The organism is uncultured Porphyromonas sp. (assembly GCF_902489635.1).
Taxonomy (GTDB): Bacteria; Bacteroidota; Bacteroidia; order Bacteroidales; family Porphyromonadaceae; genus Porphyromonas.
This window is the reverse complement of sequence record NZ_CABUAN010000010.1, coordinates 1-17135: the sequence shown is the minus strand read 5'-3', so window position 1 is coordinate 17135 and position 17135 is coordinate 1. Positions and strand designations below refer to the sequence as shown.

Sequence of the window (17135 nt, the reverse complement as noted above, 5' to 3'; positions counted from 1 at the left end):
CTTTGTAAAGCACACTAAAAACTGAAACGCTTCACAATGAGTCTATCTATAAAGGTATTGATATACAACCTCATACGGCGATATGCCTATCGCATGGTTATTACTTTGCTCCTCCTTATTGGTGGAATGTTGAGTTTTACGGCAGAAGCTCAATCCCCAAAAGTAGGTACAATCCGTGGACGATTGGAGGGACAGGGGCGTGAGGACCTTGCAGCCATTACCATTTCGCTCGACGGCACAAGTTATCACACCCTCACCGATGAGCAAGGTAACTTTGAGCTCCGCGACATACCTTGCGGCAAGTACCTCCTCAATATCACCTCTCTCTTCATAGAGCCCGAACAGCACAAGATCGTCTTGAACGTGCCGCTTCTTGAGCTCCACTATCAGGTGAAATCTAGCCAAACAGAGCTGGGAACAGTGGTCGTGACGGGTACATCGGCAAAGCGACGTACCGAGTTGAGTGGCTTCTCGGTTAATGTGTTGGAACTAGATGTCTCTAGTAAGTTCAGCCTTTCTACTTCTGAAGTACTCGATCGGCTCCCTGGCACCCGCATCCGCAGTAGTGGCGGTCTAGGAGCTCGCACCAATGTCAATATCAATGGGATGTCGGGCGAATCGATCCGCACATTCATCAATGGCGTCCCTCAGAGTAGCTATGGAGGTAGCTTCTCCCTGCGTAGTATCCCCTCCTCGATGATTGAGCGAATAGAGGTCTATAAAGGAGTGGTGCCTGCCTATCTCTCTGATGATGCTCTGGGTGGTGCCATCAATATCATCCTTAAGAATCGCAAGAGTAATCAGCTCGTTGTCTCCTACTCTGGTGGTTCGTTCAATACCCACCTTGCCAATCTCTATGGTAGCTATTACCTAGGGAATGGCTTTATGCTCTCCGCTTCGCTTTACTATAATTATAGCAAGAATAACTACTGGGTGTGGGGCGATGACATCGTCTATGAGCATGGCAATGGACAGGTGACCAAGGTCGATAAGGCACGTCGATTTCACGATGCTTATCGCGACTATGGTACCCGTTTGGCCTTAAGTCTGAACGACCGTAGCTGGGTGGATCAGCTCTCCCTCAATGTAATTGCCTCGGGCGGATACAAAGAGATCCAGCATGGTGCTCGTATGAATAGAGTCTATGGTAATCGCCATAGAAATAGCCGCATGCTGGCCGTAGAGACCAGTTACCGTAAGGATGATATCTTCACCGATGGCCTCTCCCTCGACCTGCAGCTAGGCTACACCAATAATCATAGAGTGGTGGTAGATACCGTCCCCTATCGTTACGATTGGAGTGGTCATCCCATTGTTGATGACAATAACCAGCCTATCAAGACCGACTTTGGCGCAGAGGTGCGCAACCCCATCACAGGTGGTCCCTCGCTGCAGACTGATATTAGCAATACCTTTACCGCTCGCACGAGCTTGGGCTATACCTTCCTAAAGCACCACACCCTCACAGCTAGGTGGCAAGGCACCTACTTCTTACGTGATAGTCACGACCCGCTAGTGCCTAAGTACATCACCCCGCCCGACCAGAATAAGAAGTCCTTGAAGTCTATCGCCTCCCTCTCCCTTGAGGATAGTTGGCTAGAGGGACGTCTGAAAAACTCTCTCTTCTACAAGCAGTATTACCAGCAGGTACACGCCATCATGGAGCTGATTAACCCCACGACCGGTAAGCTGGAGAATACCCTCGTGGAGAGTGTCACCTCCTTCCATGGAATTGGCGGTACCCTCTCTTATAAGGTGCTAGATGGTCTCTATCTACACGCTTCGGCTGAGCGGGCGATACGACTGCCCAGCGAGCTAGAGCTATTTGGTAATGCCGCCTCCAACGTCTCTCAGATGCCCAATCTAAAGCCCGAGAGAAGCAACAACTTCAACCTCGGCACCAACTTTGGCTCCTACCATTTAGGACCTCTTGGCATCAGCGGATCGGGCACGCTATTCCTGCGTGACACGCGCGATATGATTCGAGAGAAAGTGATGATCGGGCCTACGGCCGACTATTCGCAATTCGAGAATGTGGACAATATTCTGAGCCGTGGCATTGACACCGAGTGCTCGCTCTCACTATGGAATAAGCTCTTCCTTACGGGGAGCTACTCCTATACCAAGGCGACCTACAACAATCGCAATGAATCGATCTACGGGTTGCCTCTACGGCACGAGCCGCCACACAAGGCCAATCTCAACCTCCGCTATCTGATACCCAATCTTGGAGCCGAAGGCAACACCCTCACCCTCGGGGCCAATCTATTCTACGTAAGCAAGTTCCCCGTGGATCTTGTGATCTACAGCACCCCTTATGTGCCCTATCAGTCACCAGTGAGCCTATCCGTCAGCTATACACTGCTCAAGGGGGCACTCTCCATCAGTTTTGACGCAAAGAACATCTTCAATCAGCAGATATTCGACAACTATGCACTGCAAAAGCCAGGTCGTGCCTTCTTCGGCAAGCTGGTCTATACACTGCAATAAGAGATAACACTTTATTCACTTTATAGAAAACAATAGTATGAAACGAACTATCAAAAACCTCTTTACCGTAGGGGCCATCGCGCTCCTCGCCACGCTCTTCTCCAGTTGCGATGATGAGCAAGCGCAGCGTCCCGACCCTGTAGGTCCAGGTAATGGTACAAACGTCATCGGAGCCGACATCACCACGGCAGGCACGTACGAGAGCAAGGACAACCTTGACTTCTACATCGGATATACCGTAGGCTACAACGCTCGTACCAACAACTTCTACCTCCACCAGTTTGACAAGCTCGATGATCCCAATCTGACCATCGTAGGTGGTAAGGATGCCTTTCCATTGGTCTCCGATGCGAGAGCACCACACGCTTATAGAAGTAGCGATGGCTTCCTCTACAGCCTTACCTATCGTGTAGGCGATATCACCAACGTGATCTACAATAAGCAGACCAAGAAGTTTGAGCTACGCACCACCGTACGCTCACAGAACGTAATCGGGAATAGCAACATGCGCTTTGCCCTGTTGCCAGGCACCCATTACTCTTCCGTTCACGAGATCAGCCCCGTTCGCTTCGATGCTTCCGGCAAGGTACTCGATAAGGACGCTACTGGCACTGCTGCATCCATTGGTGGTGCCTACAACATCGTGATCCTAGACAATACCGCGATGAAGCTAGGCAACAACAATAAGGGTACCGTAAGCCTACCCGAATTGGATAAGCAAGGCTACTTTATCTCTCGTATCCACTCTCCAGTGATCACTGGTGGTAAGATCTACTTCGGTGCACAGATCAGTAAGATCGAGTCACTTGACAAGGTGCCAGGTAGGAAAACGGTTAAGTCGACCGGCAAGACCGCTACCTTGATATTTGACTACCCAAGCTTTAAGAACCCAAAGACCATATTCTATAAAGAGGAGGTAGGCTCCACCACTGGCTATCGCTCTCGCAATATGTTCCTCGCTGAGGATGGCAAGACCATCTACCAGCTAACAGGTTTTGAGGGTGGCAAGGTCTATATGCTCAAGATCAAGGATGGTCAGTACCAAGACTGGTCCATCGATATCGCAGGCAAGTGCGGACACAGTAAGGCCAGAAGCATTGGCTGGTTCTACGCTGGCGATGGGATCGCCTTTGTACCCTACGAAAAGGGAGATGCAAAGCCTATTACCAACTACACCGACCCACACGGTAATGAGATACCTCAATACCCTTGGGGCATTGCTCGAGTAGATCTCAATACAGGAGAGGTGCTGGACCTAGAGGTGCCAAGCCACACCTACTTCTTCCAATACCAAGAGGCTGCCATCCGTAATGGTAAGATTTACTTCGCTATCACACCAGTCGGTAACAACTTTAGCAGCTACGATGGCAACGTCTATATTTGGGACGTGAAGAATACCCAGGCGAAGCCACAGCTTGGTGCCAAGCTAGTCAGTGGATCCGAAAACGTATTCACTGCTATCTTCTAACCTATTCAATTAGGTCTTGATTCGAAAGGGGATCTCTCTCGCGAGGTCCCCTTTCTTTGTTTGTACAAAAGAGGAGATGCAAGTTCTCCTCTTCCTTTGTACAACCATAAAGGACCTATACTTGTCAACGCTATTATAGCGATGGGTCGCTCCTTGTTAGGGACGCCCTCTCACTAGACACTGTCTGGCTACTGAGACTCACAGCGTGTCTCCGAAGAGACGAATAGCGCCTTAGTGGGAGCTCCGTGAAAATAAGAATAGCCACGAAGGGGGTGGATGTCTCCTTCGTGGCTATTGGGGTTTTAATATGGTTTGGGGATCAGCGAGTAAGCAGTACGACGGCTTGCGCTGCGATACCCTCGCTATTGCCGAGTGGTCCGAGATGCTCGTGGGTGGTCGCCTTGACATTGACGCAAGGGGTGTCGAGTAGCTCCTCGAGACGCGCTATCATCTGTGGTATATGAGGCGACAGTTTAGGTTGCTGAGCGATGATGGTGAGGTCGGCATTGACCACTTGGTAGCCTGCTTCGCGTACCATCTGCATAACGGTGGCAAGGAGCTGCGTGCTGTCGGCACCATGGTACTGCTCGTCGGTATCGGGGAAGTGGTAGCCAATGTCTCGCTGGCCGATAGCCCCGAGGAGCGCATCCATCAGAGCGTGTAGCGCTACGTCGGCATCGGAGTGACCGAGCAGTCCCAGTGGGCTGGGGATGCGTATGCCACAGAGGATGAGCGGTCGGTCTGGCGTGGTGCGATGGATGTCGTAGCCAGAGCCTATGCGATAGCTACAGGTCATGCTTGCGGTAGCTTACTTAAGTAGCTCACGGATGCCGTCAAAGTCGAAGGCAATGGTGAAGCGGAGCGTCTGGTCGAGCGGGTTGCTCTGGACGGTTGAGACGAGGTAGGAAGCATCGATGCTGAAGACGTTCATCTTGAAGCCCGCACCAGCGGTGAAGTACTGAAGGTTACCTTTGTCTGGGTGTAGGTAGTGATAGCCCGCACGTAGGAAGAAGCGGTTGTTGTAGCTGTACTCAGCACCGAGTCGCAGGGAGACCTCCTGTAGCTCCTCCTTGAAGCCGCCTGGAGCGTCAGCCCACGAGGTGAAGATGCCGGCGATGGAGGAGGTGTTGAGATACTTCTCACGAGCAGCGTCGTACGCCTCGGGGTTCGCTTGATCCTTTACAGGAGGGGTCGGGACGAGAAGCTTGCTTGCCTCCACGTTGAAGGCCAGTGCATTGTACTCATCAAAGGGGTAGAGGAGTCCCGTACCGAGCGAGAGATTGGTCGGGATAAACATACTGGTGCCGCCGTTGTCGTAAGAGATCTTGGTACCGATATTCTTAATGTTGAAACCAAAGGTCCACAAGCTCTCGGCAGAGCCTAGGTCAAAGTAACGATTGTAGAAACCCGCAATGTCTGCTGCAAAGGCATTGCCTGCGCTCTTTTCACCCGTTGCGAGGTTGTTGTCGGCACGTATGTAGCGCAGGGCGACCGCCATCGAGTAGCTGTCAGAGAGCTGTAGCCCGTAGCCAAAGTCTACGGCAAATTCATTAGGGTGCGCCTCACCGAGAGACTCGGACATAGGGCCAAACTGCTCGATAGCACCAAAAGAGAAGTAGCGTACCGAGGCACTGAGTGCTTGGTTGCTCTCACGGCCTATCTTGTAGTAGCCGACAAGCTCCATGAGCTTGATATCCTTGACCAGCTTAGCGAGCCAAGGGGTGTAGGACATGCTGATACCAGCCTTGCTACTGAGGAAAGCGTACTTAGCGGGGTTGAAGTACTGAGACTGTACGTCAGGTGTGGTCGAGACACCCATATCGGCTAGACCTGCAGCACGGGCACTCGGGTTGATATTGAGTGAGGGTACAGAGGTGAGGACAGGATTGAAGCGTCTGTCTTGGCTCACCTCTTGTGCTGTGAGGTGAGAGGTTAGCGACCCCAAGGCTAGGAGTAGGAGGGCGGTTATGCGTAGATTGCGAAGTTTCATAGAGTCTATTGATTTACTGAACTAACGGCAGAGGAAGGCTGTTTATTGTATTACTTGTTGTTAGACCGATACGATCCCCCAGGAGGAGCGATCGAGGTTGCGGTAGTTGATCGCCTCGCTGATATGCTTGAGCGAAATCAGCTCAGAGCCATCGAGGTCGGCAATGGTGCGGGCCACCTTGAGGATGCGGTCGTAAGCTCTCGCAGAGAGGTCGCGCTGTATCATCGCTTGACGCAGGATCTTCATAGCGTCGCCCTCGACATAGGCGAACTGCTTCATCAATCGTGGCGTCATCTGTGCATTGCAATGGATGCCGGGGTAAGGAGCGAAGCGCTGGAGCTGTATCTCTCTTGCCTTGATGACCCGCTCGCGGATCGCAGCGCTGCTCTCGGCGGGACGACGGTCGGAGAGCGAGTCGAAGTCTACGGGACGGGTCTCGATCTGTATGTCTATGCGGTCTAAGAGAGGCCCGGAGAGCTTTTGCAAATACTTAGTTGGCGCACCAGGAGGGCAGGTGCACTCGCGGTTGGGATCGTTGTAGTAACCACAAGGACAGGGGTTCATCGCAGCCACCAGCATGAAGGAGGCGGGATAGCTAAAAGTCGCCTTAGCACGAGAGATGGTGATGGTACGGTCTTCGAGTGGCTGACGTAGCAGCTCGAGGGCTACACGATTGAACTCGGCCAGCTCGTCTAGGAAGAGCACCCCGTTGTGTGCCAAGCTCACCTCGCCTGGACGTGGGGTCGTGCCGCCTCCCACGAGTGCTACATTGGAGATGGTGTGGTGCGGCGAACGGAAGGGGCGGCTCTTCATCAGGGATACGTCACCTTTGAGGGCACCCGCTACGGAGTATATCTTGGTCGTTTCGAGAGCTTCGTGGAGGGTGAGCGGCGGGAGGATCGTGGGGAGACGTTTGGCAACCATTGACTTACCCGATCCAGGGGAACCGATCATAATAATGTTGTGTCCACCTGCGGCTGCGACCTCCATAGCTCGGACCAGGGCGGGCTGCCCCTTGACCTCGCTGAAGTCTACCGAAGAGACGCACTGCTGCTGGGCAAACTCCTCGCGGGTGTTGACCACCGTCGGCTCTAGCTTGGCTCTGCCTGCGAGGAAGTCTATGACCTCTCTGAGCGACTCGACGCCGTAGACCTCTAGGTCGTTGACGACGGCAGCTTCGCGGGCGTTTTCTTTTGGCACGAAGACTCCTTTGAACTTCTGCTCTCGCGCCATGATGGCCATCGGGAGTATACCTTTGACAGGTTGCAAGGTGCCATCGAGAGATAGTTCGCCAGCCATCACATAGTCTGCCAGAGGCTCATCCGGGATGATCTCATTGGCAGCAAGGAGTGCCACAGCGATCGGGAGGTCAAAGACGGTCCCCTCCTTGCGCACATCGCCTGGGCTTAGGTTGATGACCGTATTATGGCTCTTAGGGTGCGCACCACTGGAATCGCAGGCGGTGTAGACACGCGAGAGCGACTCTCGTACGGCGGCATCGGGCAGTCCTACCATGCTGATGTTAAATCCCTTGGAGACGCTGAGCTCCACAGTGACGAGGAGCGCATCGAGGCTGATCAGGGCTGAGGAATAGGTCTTGACGAGCTTACTCATTGTATTGGAAATAAGAGATAGAGTCTACGACTAGCGTGTGGTTACTGTCGGTACGGTAGTGCATCACGCCAGCCTGTCTGTCTGGAGCTAAAGATCTGTAGAGCTGCACACGGAGAGGCTCAGGCGCATCGATGATATAGTTGTATGCGCCTAGACGATTGGCTATCTGAGCTAGCGAGTCTACGCTCCCGAGCGGGAGGATCAGTGTGATCGACTGCTGAGAGCCTTGCGGTATGCGCACCTTTCGCCACTCGATATCTGCGCCGTAGAGGATGCGTCCCTGCGGATAGCTGGAGGCTTGCCATGTGATCGTGTCCTGCTTATTGATAGCGCGTAGGGTGGGGTACCCCTTTTGTACAGTGGACGTGGGGGTGACGACAAACTGATAGATCTCAGGCGTGAAGAGTGCTGAGTCTATCGTGCCGTCCATGAGCGCCTGACGAAACTGCGACAGACCGTCTTCGTAGAGAGACATGATCTCTAGTGCCCAGTCCATCTGCGCGGCATAGCGTTTCAGCTCCTTCTCCTTGAGGTTTGATGCAAAGGCGATGAACTCCTGCATCACCAGCTTCGCCTCTTTATTGGCATTGTCGAAGTCGTTGTCCGCGACCGCCTTGTCGTAGGTACGTAGGAGTGGGGTCGCCTTCTTTAGGAAAGCTTTGTAGCCCGTCCTCTTAGCTTCGTCCTGGTCGTAGCAGTTGTGCGGTGAAGCGACCTCTAGGTGAAAGCGCACCTTGCTCTGGCTCTGCAGGTCTAGTGGGTAATACTGCTCGAAGGAACCCACGACGAGGTACGCCTCATAGATAGAGTCCCGATCGAAGGTGTAGGAAAAAGACTCCCCGACCTTGGTAAAGGTGAGCGTGTCAATCTGCGCTCCGCCACTCTGTAGCGTGTAGAGGAGCGCTGTGTAGCCCGTGTTGTCCGCCTTATCGCTATCGATCTCAATCTTTACCTGACCACCACCACAAGATACGAGTAGGAGCAGGCAGGTGAGGGTCGGCAATAGTATGCTAAAGGGGTGGAGCAGTCGTCTCATAAGGTGTGTTGTTTAATTTGACTGAGTAGCATCTTGTCTTTGTTGCATCCAACGGGTGATGATCTCGGCGATCTCTTGCAGTTGCTCTCGCGAGGTGCTCGTGGCTCCGCACACGCCGATAGACTCCTCGTGTGAGGGGACTAAGTCGTAGGTCAGTTCGGAGGGATAGGTGATGAAGGTCGTATTCGGATTGACCTCGAGGCAGTTCTGATAGAGGACACGTCCGTTGGAGCTCTTCTGATCGGAGACAAAGAAGATGCGATCATGGCTCTTGGCAAATTCTCGGATATTGGGAATGCGACGCGCCACCTGCTGGCAGATGGTGTTGTGATAAATGAGCGTTGCAGAGTCACTCAGACGGCTCTTGATGAGCGAAAGCATCTCCTCGAGCTGATCCTCCTGCATGGTGGTCTGCGAAAAGAGCTCGACAGAGCGAGAGAAGTCGATCAAGTCTAAGTCCTTAGGCTCTCGCACCACAATCGCCTTGCCATCGGTCTGCCCGACCAGTCCATTGACCTCTGCATGTCCAGGCTTGCCAAAGATGACGATCTGCGTATCATCCTCCGCATGCTGGAGATACGCTTGTCTCACCTTCTGCTGTAGTCTCAGCACGACGGGGCAAGTCGCATCGACCACCTCTATGCCATGCTCTGCAGCATAAGTGTAAGAGGCGGGAGGCTCACCATGAGCTCGGTATAGTACCCGTGCATTGCTCAGACAGCTAAACTGCTCGTGGTCTATCGTTCGCATGCCAAGCGACTCTAGCCGATCCACCTGAGCACGATTGTGGACGATGTCGCCTAGACAGTAGAGAGGCTCGCCATGCTCCTGACGCAAGATCTCCTCCGCACGAGAGACCGCCTTGATGACGCCAAAGCAGAAGCCCGACTCGGGGTCTATCTCGACACGTCCTATCTGATTATTCGCCTTCACCCTTATCTACCTCTGCTCTTTCTCTCTGTCGTGCTAGAGCTAGAGCCATGGCAGCCTGCTCATCTATAGAGAGTACACTATTATCTATGACGACCGCATCCTCAGCTTGGCGGAGCGGATTGATCGCTCTGTGTGAGTCGCGGTAGTCGCGATCCTTTAGATCGGCCGAGACCATCTCCATCGTTGTTGTCTGGTCGCCTTTGCCACGCAGCTCATCGTAGCGACGCTGCGCACGCACCTCTGGCGTTGCTGTGAGAAAGATCTTGAGCTCAGCCTCTGGGAAGACAACCGTCCCAATATCTCGACCATCCATCACGATACCACCCGCCTCGCCTAGACGCTGCTGCTGAGCCACAAGCAGCGTACGTACGAAGTCATAGCTCGCCACGACACTAGCCGGACGAGACACCTCTAGCGTGCGGATCTCAGACTCGACATCCTCACCATTGAGGAGCGTGTGCCCCGTCTGAGGGTCAAAGGTCACCTGCACACCCTCTAGCTCTTGGCGTAGCTTATCTAGGTCAAACTGCTCACCATCCCATAGCCCACGGCGCATCGCAAAGAGCGCCACGGCACGATACATCGCACCGCTATCCACGTAGGTGTAGCCCAGATCCCTGGCGAGCGCACGGGCTAGCGTACTCTTGCCACAGGCACTGTAACCATCGATCGCTATCTGTATCTGCTTAGTAGACATACTTGTCATTGCCAAAGGTTGTGGAGAATGAAAACATCAGCCCCAACATCTGTGGGGTATAATAGGTCGCGCCGAGTGCTAGGCGGTAGTGCCTCTGATTAAAGCCCACACCAGCCGACAGGCCACTCAGGCTCTTAGCTCCTCGCTCTGAGAGGTCCACTGCTTGCTTCGCATTGTACCCGATGCCTACCCAAAACTGCTCAGACGGCACAAACTCCACGCCACCCGCTAAGTGGCTTGCTACACGGATACCTGTCGATCGACCCGCACCCCACGTCTGTATATTATAAGGAGTCAGCCCCTGTATGGTAAGGTGAAAGCGTATCGGAGCATGCGCCAGTCGCTGCGACATACCGAGACGCACGTCCCACTGTGGCATACGACGCGAGAGGCCGTAGCTCTTGAGCATACCGCCCACATTAGAGATGGTCATACCTAGCGATGTGCCCCAGTCGGAGCGGTAATAGCTCAGCCCGGCGTCAGCTACGAGGGCAAAAGCAGAGTAGTGCTCGATCTGCCCATAGAGCATCTTGAGTGCCAAACCACCACGTAGTCTGTCGGTCAGGTCGTAGCTGTAAAGTCCCGAGAGTGCCATCTCCATCGCCTGAAAAGGAGCCGTCGCCACCCCCTTCGTATCATATCCCTGCATCTTACCGTAATAAGTACTGCGCAGAGCGACTGCCCAGGCACCCCGTTCACCGACAGGTAGCCCGTAGAGCGCATTGGCACTGTGCGTGCCACGCATGTAGTTAAAGTAGGAGAGAAACATTCGTCCCGCCACCTCATGTCCATAGAGTGCGGGGTTGTCCAGAGCTAGCCCTGGGTTTGCATCTATATAGGATATTACCTTGCCGCCCATAGCGAGCGACTGTGCTGAGGGGGGCTGTAGCAGGAAGCCAAAAGTATGAGCCTCCTGCCCCCGTACAGCTGTATAGGGGAGGAGGCCGAAAAGTAATAGGAGTACTGGACTCCAAAGAGATGCTCGAGGCATAGATCTGTAGTAGAGGGGCTATCAGTCGTTACGTCCGAAGAACCTCAAGAGGTATAGGAATAGGTTGATAAAGTCTAGATAGAGCGACAAGGCACTGATGACAGCCAGCCGTCCCACCTGCGTATCGTCATAGAGGTCTGTCTCAGTAGCTAGACGCTTCACACGCTGCACGTCATAAGCAGTCAGAGCGGTGAAGAGTACCACGCCGATGAGGCTAATGATCCAGTCCAGACCGCTCGAGCGAAGGAAGAGATTGACCAGCGAAGCAATGATGAGGCCTATCAGTGCCATGAATAGGATAGAGCCCATCTTAGATAGATCCCGCTTGGTGGTAGCACCCACGAGTGCCATCACGCCAAACATGCCGGTGGTTATGAAGAAGGTCTTCGCAATCGACCCGAGACTATATACTACAAAGATGACAGAGAGCGTCGCGCCGTTGAGCGCCGAGTAGACAATCAGCATAATGGTAGCCGTCGTCACACTCATCTTGTGGATGCGCGCCGAGAGGACGAAGACCACGACTAGCTCCGCGATGATGAGTAGCCACATAGCTCCCGATGAAGCTATCTGGTAGAAGAGTCCTGAGTTTACGACTCCCATAGCGGTCAGCGCTGTGATCAGCAGGCACATAGTCATCCAGCCGAAGGTCTTACGCATCACCTTGCTCACCATAGGAGTGGCCATATAGGTTTGCCCCTGTGGGGTCGTGTAGTCAGAGGGGTTGTAGGGAGGGGGTGTTGTCATAGCATTATGATATTAATGTGTTTCATAGTCTTGTCTGTATCAGATAGGGGAGTGAGAGAGAAGTTTAACGCTTCCCGTCTAGCGTCTCCAATGTTGCCGAGTCAAGAACCTCAGCTTTCACTATGCGCTTCGGCTGTTGGGTAAGTCCTAGCTTGGAGTCGTTGCAGAGCGTATAGGAGAGTCGATCGGTCACCTGTAGGTAGCACTCAGCGCTGTCAGAGAGCAACGCGTTAGCCGCCTCGACAGTCAGTGTGTCAGCCCGCACCACAGAGCGATCGGAGGCTGTCAGGGCGAGTTCCTTGGTCTGTCCGAGGAGTGTGGCACTTCCTGAGCCAGTCGCTGTGATATGCGCTTGTCCCTCCGATTGCAGCACCGCACGTACTACCGGAGAGCCACTGTAGCTTATGAAGGATTGGTCACACGAGAGGTAGAGATCGGCCTTTGCATTGCCACGCAACTGCACCTCTGCGTAGTGCGCATCGATGGTCAAACCCTCTACCTGCCCACCAATCTGTAGCAAGTCAAAGGGTGTATCGAGCTTGTTGCATCCCGTCGCTACCACCTTGGCATCCCCGACCACGCGCAGCTGGCTGATCGAGGGTAAGGTGAGCTCGGCAAAGACCTCTCCCGGTACCCATCGGTTGCGATAAGGTAGACGTCTGATGGATAGCGTGTTGTCCGCTACGCGCACCTTCACACGACGTCGCAGCGCATTGGGGTAGGAGACTCTGAGCGAGGCGTGTGATACGGTGTCAAACTTGATCTGTAGTTGAACGCCCGTCCCCACCTCTAGCGTGTCAAAGGTCCTAGTAGCGTAGCTGTAACTCTTGCTACGCCTATGACGCTGCCAGTAGACGAGAGCCAAGGCGGTCACCGCCACGCCTGAGGCGAGGGTGCTACCAGCGATAACTCCTTGTCGCCATCTGCGCAGACCCTTTGAAATCGGTATGTCAGAGAGCTTAGGGGTGAGACGAGCGTGAGATATATTGCGTTTTTTCATAGAGACTCTGGATGTTTTTAGGTGTCGGTTTGTCAGTATTGCTATGAGGATAACTCGGCATCAAGAGACGAATCACCTCATTTGTAGCAACGAAGATACAAAAAAGTGCAGAGACGCCAATAGTTCCCTACCTATGAAACTGTAGTGCCAATAGGGGTTGGCACTGGAGCTTCACGGCAAAAAGGAGCTTACGACTTATCGCTAGTCTTCTCGGTTTTGGGAGAAGAAATGATTGAGGTTCTTGAAGCCAATCTTGGAGCTGGGTAACTGAGGAAAAGGAGAGCGCAGTATGAGCTTGCGTTCGGTGCGATTTGTGTAGCCCTGGATGTAGTTAAGATTGACGATGTAGCTCTGATGCGTCCTAACGAAGATGTGTAGTCCCTGTAGCTCTCTATCGTAGACACCTATGTTCTTAGTGCTGTAGATCTCCTCTCCATCAGATAGATAGATCTTACACCCCCCGTCACTAGACTGTATGTATACGATCTGATTACTATGGAAGATGCGCGTGTCTACCGCTGTGGAGACTTGTAGCCACTTACCAGTCTGGTCGCTTGGGGTAGATGCGGTACTCGTCTCATGCGACTGATAGATACGCTGAGCAGCCTTTTCGATAGCTGAGCGTAGCGACTCCTTGTCTATAGGCTTGTCGAGAAAGGCAACGGCTCCCTCATAGATTGCTTGCTGCGCATACTTAAACTCACAGTGCCCAGAGAAGATGATGAGCTGAAACTGTCGGAAGTTTTGCCACTCCTCTAGTAGGTCAAAGGCGGTCCGCCCCTCAGGAGCAAACTGTATGTCCAAGATGAGTAGCTGGGGGGCAAATTTCTTGATGGCTAGATCTACCTTTGCCAGCGAGGTACAAGTCGCAACAATCTCTAGCGTTGGGGCTACCTCCTCGACTAAAGAACGCATCAGAGCCAAGATCTCGGGAGAGTCGTCAGCGATTATGGTCCGTAGTGGTGGGATAGTTGTAAACATAGATTTATAGGCGATAATGAGGTGGTAAGCGTAGTGTGATGGTGGTTCCTTGCTCCGAAGAGTCTATACCGAGGTCTATCGCATAGCCTAGTCGATTGAGGAGGTGGATACGCTTCTTCGTTAGCTCCAGGCCATAGGAGTGATAGCTGAGCTTGGACTTGTGTTGTAGCTTTTGGGCTTGCTGTATGCCGATACCATTGTCAGCTATCTGGATGGATATGGCTCCACTCTGTTGGTCTAGAGAGATGGAGACTTGTAGCATTGCTCTACGGGCATCATTGAGAGGCAGTAGTCCGTGACTTATAGCATTCTCCACAAAGGGCTGCAAGAGCATCGGAGGTATACAAACCTGATCGGAAGATATAGCCTCGTCAATGGTAATCTGAAAGGCAAAAGCATCTGGGTGTAGCTCCTGCTGAAAGCTCACAAACTGCTCCGTCAGCTCTAGCTCCCGCTGTAGCGTAGTCCAGTGCTGTGCTAGTGTAGAGTCTAGCGCACTTACAGAGCTTTGTATCGAACTATGGAGGAATGCTCGTATGAGCCGACTCAGACTGATCAACTGCTGCTCGGCCTCTTCGGTTTTCTGTAAGTGTACCTTAGCCTGTACCGAGGTCAGGACATTGTAGACAAAGTGTGGATTGAGTTGAGCTTGTATCGTATCCATCTCAGCGACCTGAGCTTGCGTAATAGTCTCAGAGAGGCGTCGCTTAGTACATAGCAGGAGGAGCACACTCCCCACGATGGCTAGCAGCAGTAAGAGGACAATGCTCGGGACAAACCACCCTTGATTATAGAAGGCTCGCCTCACCGATATCTCTAGTTCATATAGCTCCTGCTCCGAGCAGACCTTATCAGTCCCTTTGTATAGCACCTGCACCTGCAGTGTCGTCGTGCCATGAGGCAAGTTGGTCAAGACGATATAATCCTCATCCTGAGCCTTGCTCCAAGGGGCTGTGCTACTCGTACGATAGCGATACACCAGCGGATAGGGACGACTATAGGCAAGCGTCGTAAGCGAAATGGTCACAGACGTTCTATTGGTCGGGAGGCTCACTCGTCGCTGATTATATAGTATAGGCGTGTTATCATAATAGGAGAAGAAGAGCTTGGCTCCGTGCGTAGCTGTCGGTCTTAATAGTTTGGGGCGAATAGACGCTAGATGCGAACTACTGGTCACCCAAATGTTGCCCTGAGAGTCCATATATGCGCCAGCCTGCCCAGGCTCCTCTACACGAAAACCATTGGACGCATCGATATAGCCCCACAGTTTCACTCGTCTCGTACGATGAAATGCTTTGAGATCGATGATACAGAGCCGATCGCCCTGCGACACCAGTAGTCGCTCGCTATCTATCGGTAGGACGAGGGCGGTCACCTCTTGGAACTCGGGATCATCTACTACGCAGATTTGATCTTGCTTAGCATCGTAGTAGCATAGTCCCATATCAGTGGCAAACCAAGTCGTGCCATACGCATCTGTCGCCATCTCCATACAGAAGTATGGGGCGCCTCGCTCGTTAGCATACCTAACTAACGCTCCTGTGTCGTAGTCATAGCGGTAAATCTCTCTACCACCCAGCCAGTAGCTCCCGACAGAGTCCCGTGTGATGGAGAGTATATTACCCTGTATTGTAACACTCTTATATTGTGTGACTGTACGCTGTACTTTACCCTCTTCGTCCCATATAGCAAAGCTCCCCATACCTCCACCCCATATAAGCCGACGCTGAGCATCGTAATAGGTATAGAAGCAGAGCTGCTCATACACCCCTGTATGCTCTAGCTCTGAGACCTTACCACTCTTCGGATTATAACGTCTCACACCGTTAGAGTGTGGGAAGTAAAGCACCCCACGGCTATCTCGTACAGGATGAAAGTAGTACTCTTTATCTAGCTCGCTAGTAAGTGAGAGCGACTCTACCTGATCGCCACGGATGCGCTTGATCCCGTGCGTAAAGGAGCTAGCGTATATCGTGCCATCATCGCCAGCGACACAGCCCCACACCTCAGGCAGTAGCTTCGCATCGTAGAGCTGAACCGCATCAGGCAATACCTGTAGCATACCGCGCTCTGTACCAAGATAGATGCCCCCCTGTTGGTTAACGACCATATCTGTGATATACCCCCACTGCGATATATACTTACTAAGATTTATCAGCTCGCCATAATTTAGGAACTGTATCTCTCCTACATGTAAGCCCGGCAGTATGACGTTGCTTAACCCATACCAAGCTATCGGGAGTGGCTCTACCCAACGCCCTCCTACAGAAGAAGCTATACGACTAAGCCCCTTAGCAGAGAGAGCATAAAGCTCCACCGTCCCCACCTCTCGGCTAAAGGCTATACAGACCTCGCCCCGAGGTCCATAGAGCAGACGCTTAGACTGTTGCTGTAGTTGCTTAGGGAGGTCAACGGTTGTGATACGCCCCTCTCTCGTCACCCGCAATAGCCTATCAGAGCCACTATACGAACCTATGAGGTAGAGGTCGTGGTGTAGCTTATCATAGCGCATCTGAGAGTCTACCCAGGTGACCCCTTGAGAGAGAGGCGTCTCTTGCAGCCTCCCCTCTGCATAGCGACCGACTACAAAGCGAGACGATGCATCCCGCTTGGCATACCACAGGGTACGCTCTCCACCTAAGGTTGCGGCACATAGTCTCGCCAGAGGTACAGGGAGTGTCTGTACACTATCGCCACTGATTCGTGAGACACCTTGCGTCGTAATGACCCATACAAAGCCATCTTCATCCTCCTCAAGATGGATGACCTCTCCAGCTGACAACCCCTCCCTAGATGCCGTAAAGGGGTGAAACCGCACGCCATCAAATCGACCCACACCAGCCTTCGTCCCAGCCCATATATACCCGCGACTATCTTGCATCAACCTAGTCACCTGACACTGTGGCAATCCCTGCTCCTTGGAGTAGCGTATGCTCTGCACCCCCTCCAAGCTTTGTGCCTGAAGAGTTCCTATGACTAGTAGCCATAGGGCTAGGATTGTCATAATAGGAGTGTATTGCTGTAGATGATAAGACTTCATCGGTTCACAAAGATACATATTTAGAGACTAGAGCGACTAAGCTTTTGACCTTTAAGGTCAGAAGCTCTTGTGTCGCAGAGAAGAGATAAAAAAGAGACTGTTGCAAAAGTCAACAGTCTCACAATCTTGCTTGCAAGATTGTCCTGAC

13 protein-coding genes are annotated in these 17135 nt (G+C 52.7%); 2 read left to right on the top strand and 11 right to left on the bottom strand.

Going from position 1 to position 17135, the window contains the following annotated elements:
* Window positions 1-36 precede the first annotated feature (36 nt).
* Window positions 37-2490: a TonB-dependent receptor gene (locus RDM37_RS03390; protein ID WP_308555002.1), complete on the top strand. Its 2454-nt coding sequence runs from the start codon at window positions 37-39 to the stop codon at window positions 2488-2490.
* A gap of 37 nt (window positions 2491-2527) precedes the next feature.
* The gene (locus RDM37_RS03385; RefSeq protein WP_308555000.1) at window positions 2528-3958 is read left to right on the top strand and encodes a hypothetical protein; all 1431 of its coding nucleotides are present in this window, start codon (window positions 2528-2530) and stop codon (window positions 3956-3958) included.
* 319 nt (window positions 3959-4277) lie between these two features.
* Here RDM37_RS03385 and ispF read toward each other — a convergent pair whose 3' ends face one another.
* The 11 genes from ispF to RDM37_RS03330 all read right to left on the bottom strand — a co-directional run bounded on the left by ispF (window position 4278) and on the right by RDM37_RS03330 (window position 16951).
* A complete protein-coding gene (ispF, locus tag RDM37_RS03380; RefSeq protein ID WP_293964157.1) occupies window positions 4278-4754 on the bottom strand; it encodes a 2-C-methyl-D-erythritol 2,4-cyclodiphosphate synthase in 477 nt (158 codons plus the stop codon).
* A 12-nt stretch (window positions 4755-4766) separates the two neighbouring features.
* Window positions 4767-5948, bottom strand: a complete 1182-nt coding sequence (gene porV, locus RDM37_RS03375) for a type IX secretion system outer membrane channel protein PorV (protein ID WP_308554998.1) — start codon at window positions 5946-5948, stop codon at window positions 4767-4769.
* 60 nt (window positions 5949-6008) lie between these two features.
* Complete coding sequence (locus tag RDM37_RS03370; RefSeq protein WP_308554996.1) at window positions 6009-7562, bottom strand: YifB family Mg chelatase-like AAA ATPase; 1554 nt, start codon at window positions 7560-7562, stop codon at window positions 6009-6011.
* Window positions 7555-8598 (bottom strand): hypothetical protein, encoded by a 1044-nt coding sequence (locus RDM37_RS03365; RefSeq protein WP_308554994.1) that lies wholly within the window; start codon window positions 8596-8598, stop codon window positions 7555-7557. The genes RDM37_RS03370 and RDM37_RS03365 overlap by 8 nt, the downstream gene beginning before the upstream one ends.
* Window positions 8599-8610: 12 nt before the next feature.
* Window positions 8611-9513, bottom strand: a complete 903-nt coding sequence (locus tag RDM37_RS03360; protein WP_308555052.1) for a 4-hydroxy-3-methylbut-2-enyl diphosphate reductase — start codon at window positions 9511-9513, stop codon at window positions 8611-8613.
* A gap of 4 nt (window positions 9514-9517) precedes the next feature.
* Window positions 9518-10228: a (d)CMP kinase gene (gene cmk, locus RDM37_RS03355; RefSeq protein WP_308554992.1), complete on the bottom strand. Its 711-nt coding sequence runs from the start codon at window positions 10226-10228 to the stop codon at window positions 9518-9520.
* Complete coding sequence (gene porQ / locus RDM37_RS03350; RefSeq protein WP_293964163.1) at window positions 10218-11219, bottom strand: type IX secretion system protein PorQ; 1002 nt, start codon at window positions 11217-11219, stop codon at window positions 10218-10220. The genes cmk and porQ overlap by 11 nt, the downstream gene beginning before the upstream one ends.
* Window positions 11220-11240: 21 nt before the next feature.
* Window positions 11241-11966: a Bax inhibitor-1/YccA family protein gene (locus tag RDM37_RS03345; protein WP_293964164.1), complete on the bottom strand. Its 726-nt coding sequence runs from the start codon at window positions 11964-11966 to the stop codon at window positions 11241-11243.
* Between the two features lie 64 nt (window positions 11967-12030).
* Window positions 12031-12966 (bottom strand): GIN domain-containing protein, encoded by a 936-nt coding sequence (locus RDM37_RS03340; protein ID WP_308554990.1) that lies wholly within the window; start codon window positions 12964-12966, stop codon window positions 12031-12033.
* Window positions 12967-13167: 201 nt separating this feature from the next.
* Complete coding sequence (locus RDM37_RS03335; RefSeq protein WP_308554988.1) at window positions 13168-13947, bottom strand: response regulator transcription factor; 780 nt, start codon at window positions 13945-13947, stop codon at window positions 13168-13170.
* 4 nt (window positions 13948-13951) lie between these two features.
* Window positions 13952-16951, bottom strand: coding sequence for a histidine kinase (locus RDM37_RS03330; protein WP_308554986.1), 3000 nt, complete (start codon window positions 16949-16951; stop codon window positions 13952-13954).
* Window positions 16952-17135 lie beyond the last annotated feature (184 nt).

What these genes read in the sequence shown, in the direction of transcription:
- RDM37_RS03335 (WP_308554988.1), bottom strand. Translation starts at nt 13,947, where the DNA reads ATGTTTACAACTATCCCACCACTACGGACCATAATCGCTGACGACTCT.
- cmk (WP_308554992.1), bottom strand. Translation starts at nt 10,228, where the DNA reads ATGTCTACTAAGCAGATACAGATAGCGATCGATGGTTACAGTGCCTGT.
- RDM37_RS03330 (WP_308554986.1), bottom strand. Translation starts at nt 16,951, where the DNA reads ATGACAATCCTAGCCCTATGGCTACTAGTCATAGGAACTCTTCAGGCA.
- RDM37_RS03385 (WP_308555000.1), top strand. Translation starts at nt 2,528, where the DNA reads ATGAAACGAACTATCAAAAACCTCTTTACCGTAGGGGCCATCGCGCTC.
- RDM37_RS03370 (WP_308554996.1), bottom strand. Translation starts at nt 7,562, where the DNA reads ATGAGTAAGCTCGTCAAGACCTATTCCTCAGCCCTGATCAGCCTCGAT.
- ispF (WP_293964157.1), bottom strand. Translation starts at nt 4,754, where the DNA reads ATGACCTGTAGCTATCGCATAGGCTCTGGCTACGACATCCATCGCACC.
- porQ (WP_293964163.1), bottom strand. Translation starts at nt 11,219, where the DNA reads ATGCCTCGAGCATCTCTTTGGAGTCCAGTACTCCTATTACTTTTCGGC.
- porV (WP_308554998.1), bottom strand. Translation starts at nt 5,948, where the DNA reads ATGAAACTTCGCAATCTACGCATAACCGCCCTCCTACTCCTAGCCTTG.
- RDM37_RS03365 (WP_308554994.1), bottom strand. Translation starts at nt 8,598, where the DNA reads ATGAGACGACTGCTCCACCCCTTTAGCATACTATTGCCGACCCTCACC.
- RDM37_RS03340 (WP_308554990.1), bottom strand. Translation starts at nt 12,966, where the DNA reads ATGAAAAAACGCAATATATCTCACGCTCGTCTCACCCCTAAGCTCTCT.
- RDM37_RS03390 (WP_308555002.1), top strand. Translation starts at nt 37, where the DNA reads ATGAGTCTATCTATAAAGGTATTGATATACAACCTCATACGGCGATAT.
- RDM37_RS03345 (WP_293964164.1), bottom strand. Translation starts at nt 11,966, where the DNA reads ATGACAACACCCCCTCCCTACAACCCCTCTGACTACACGACCCCACAG.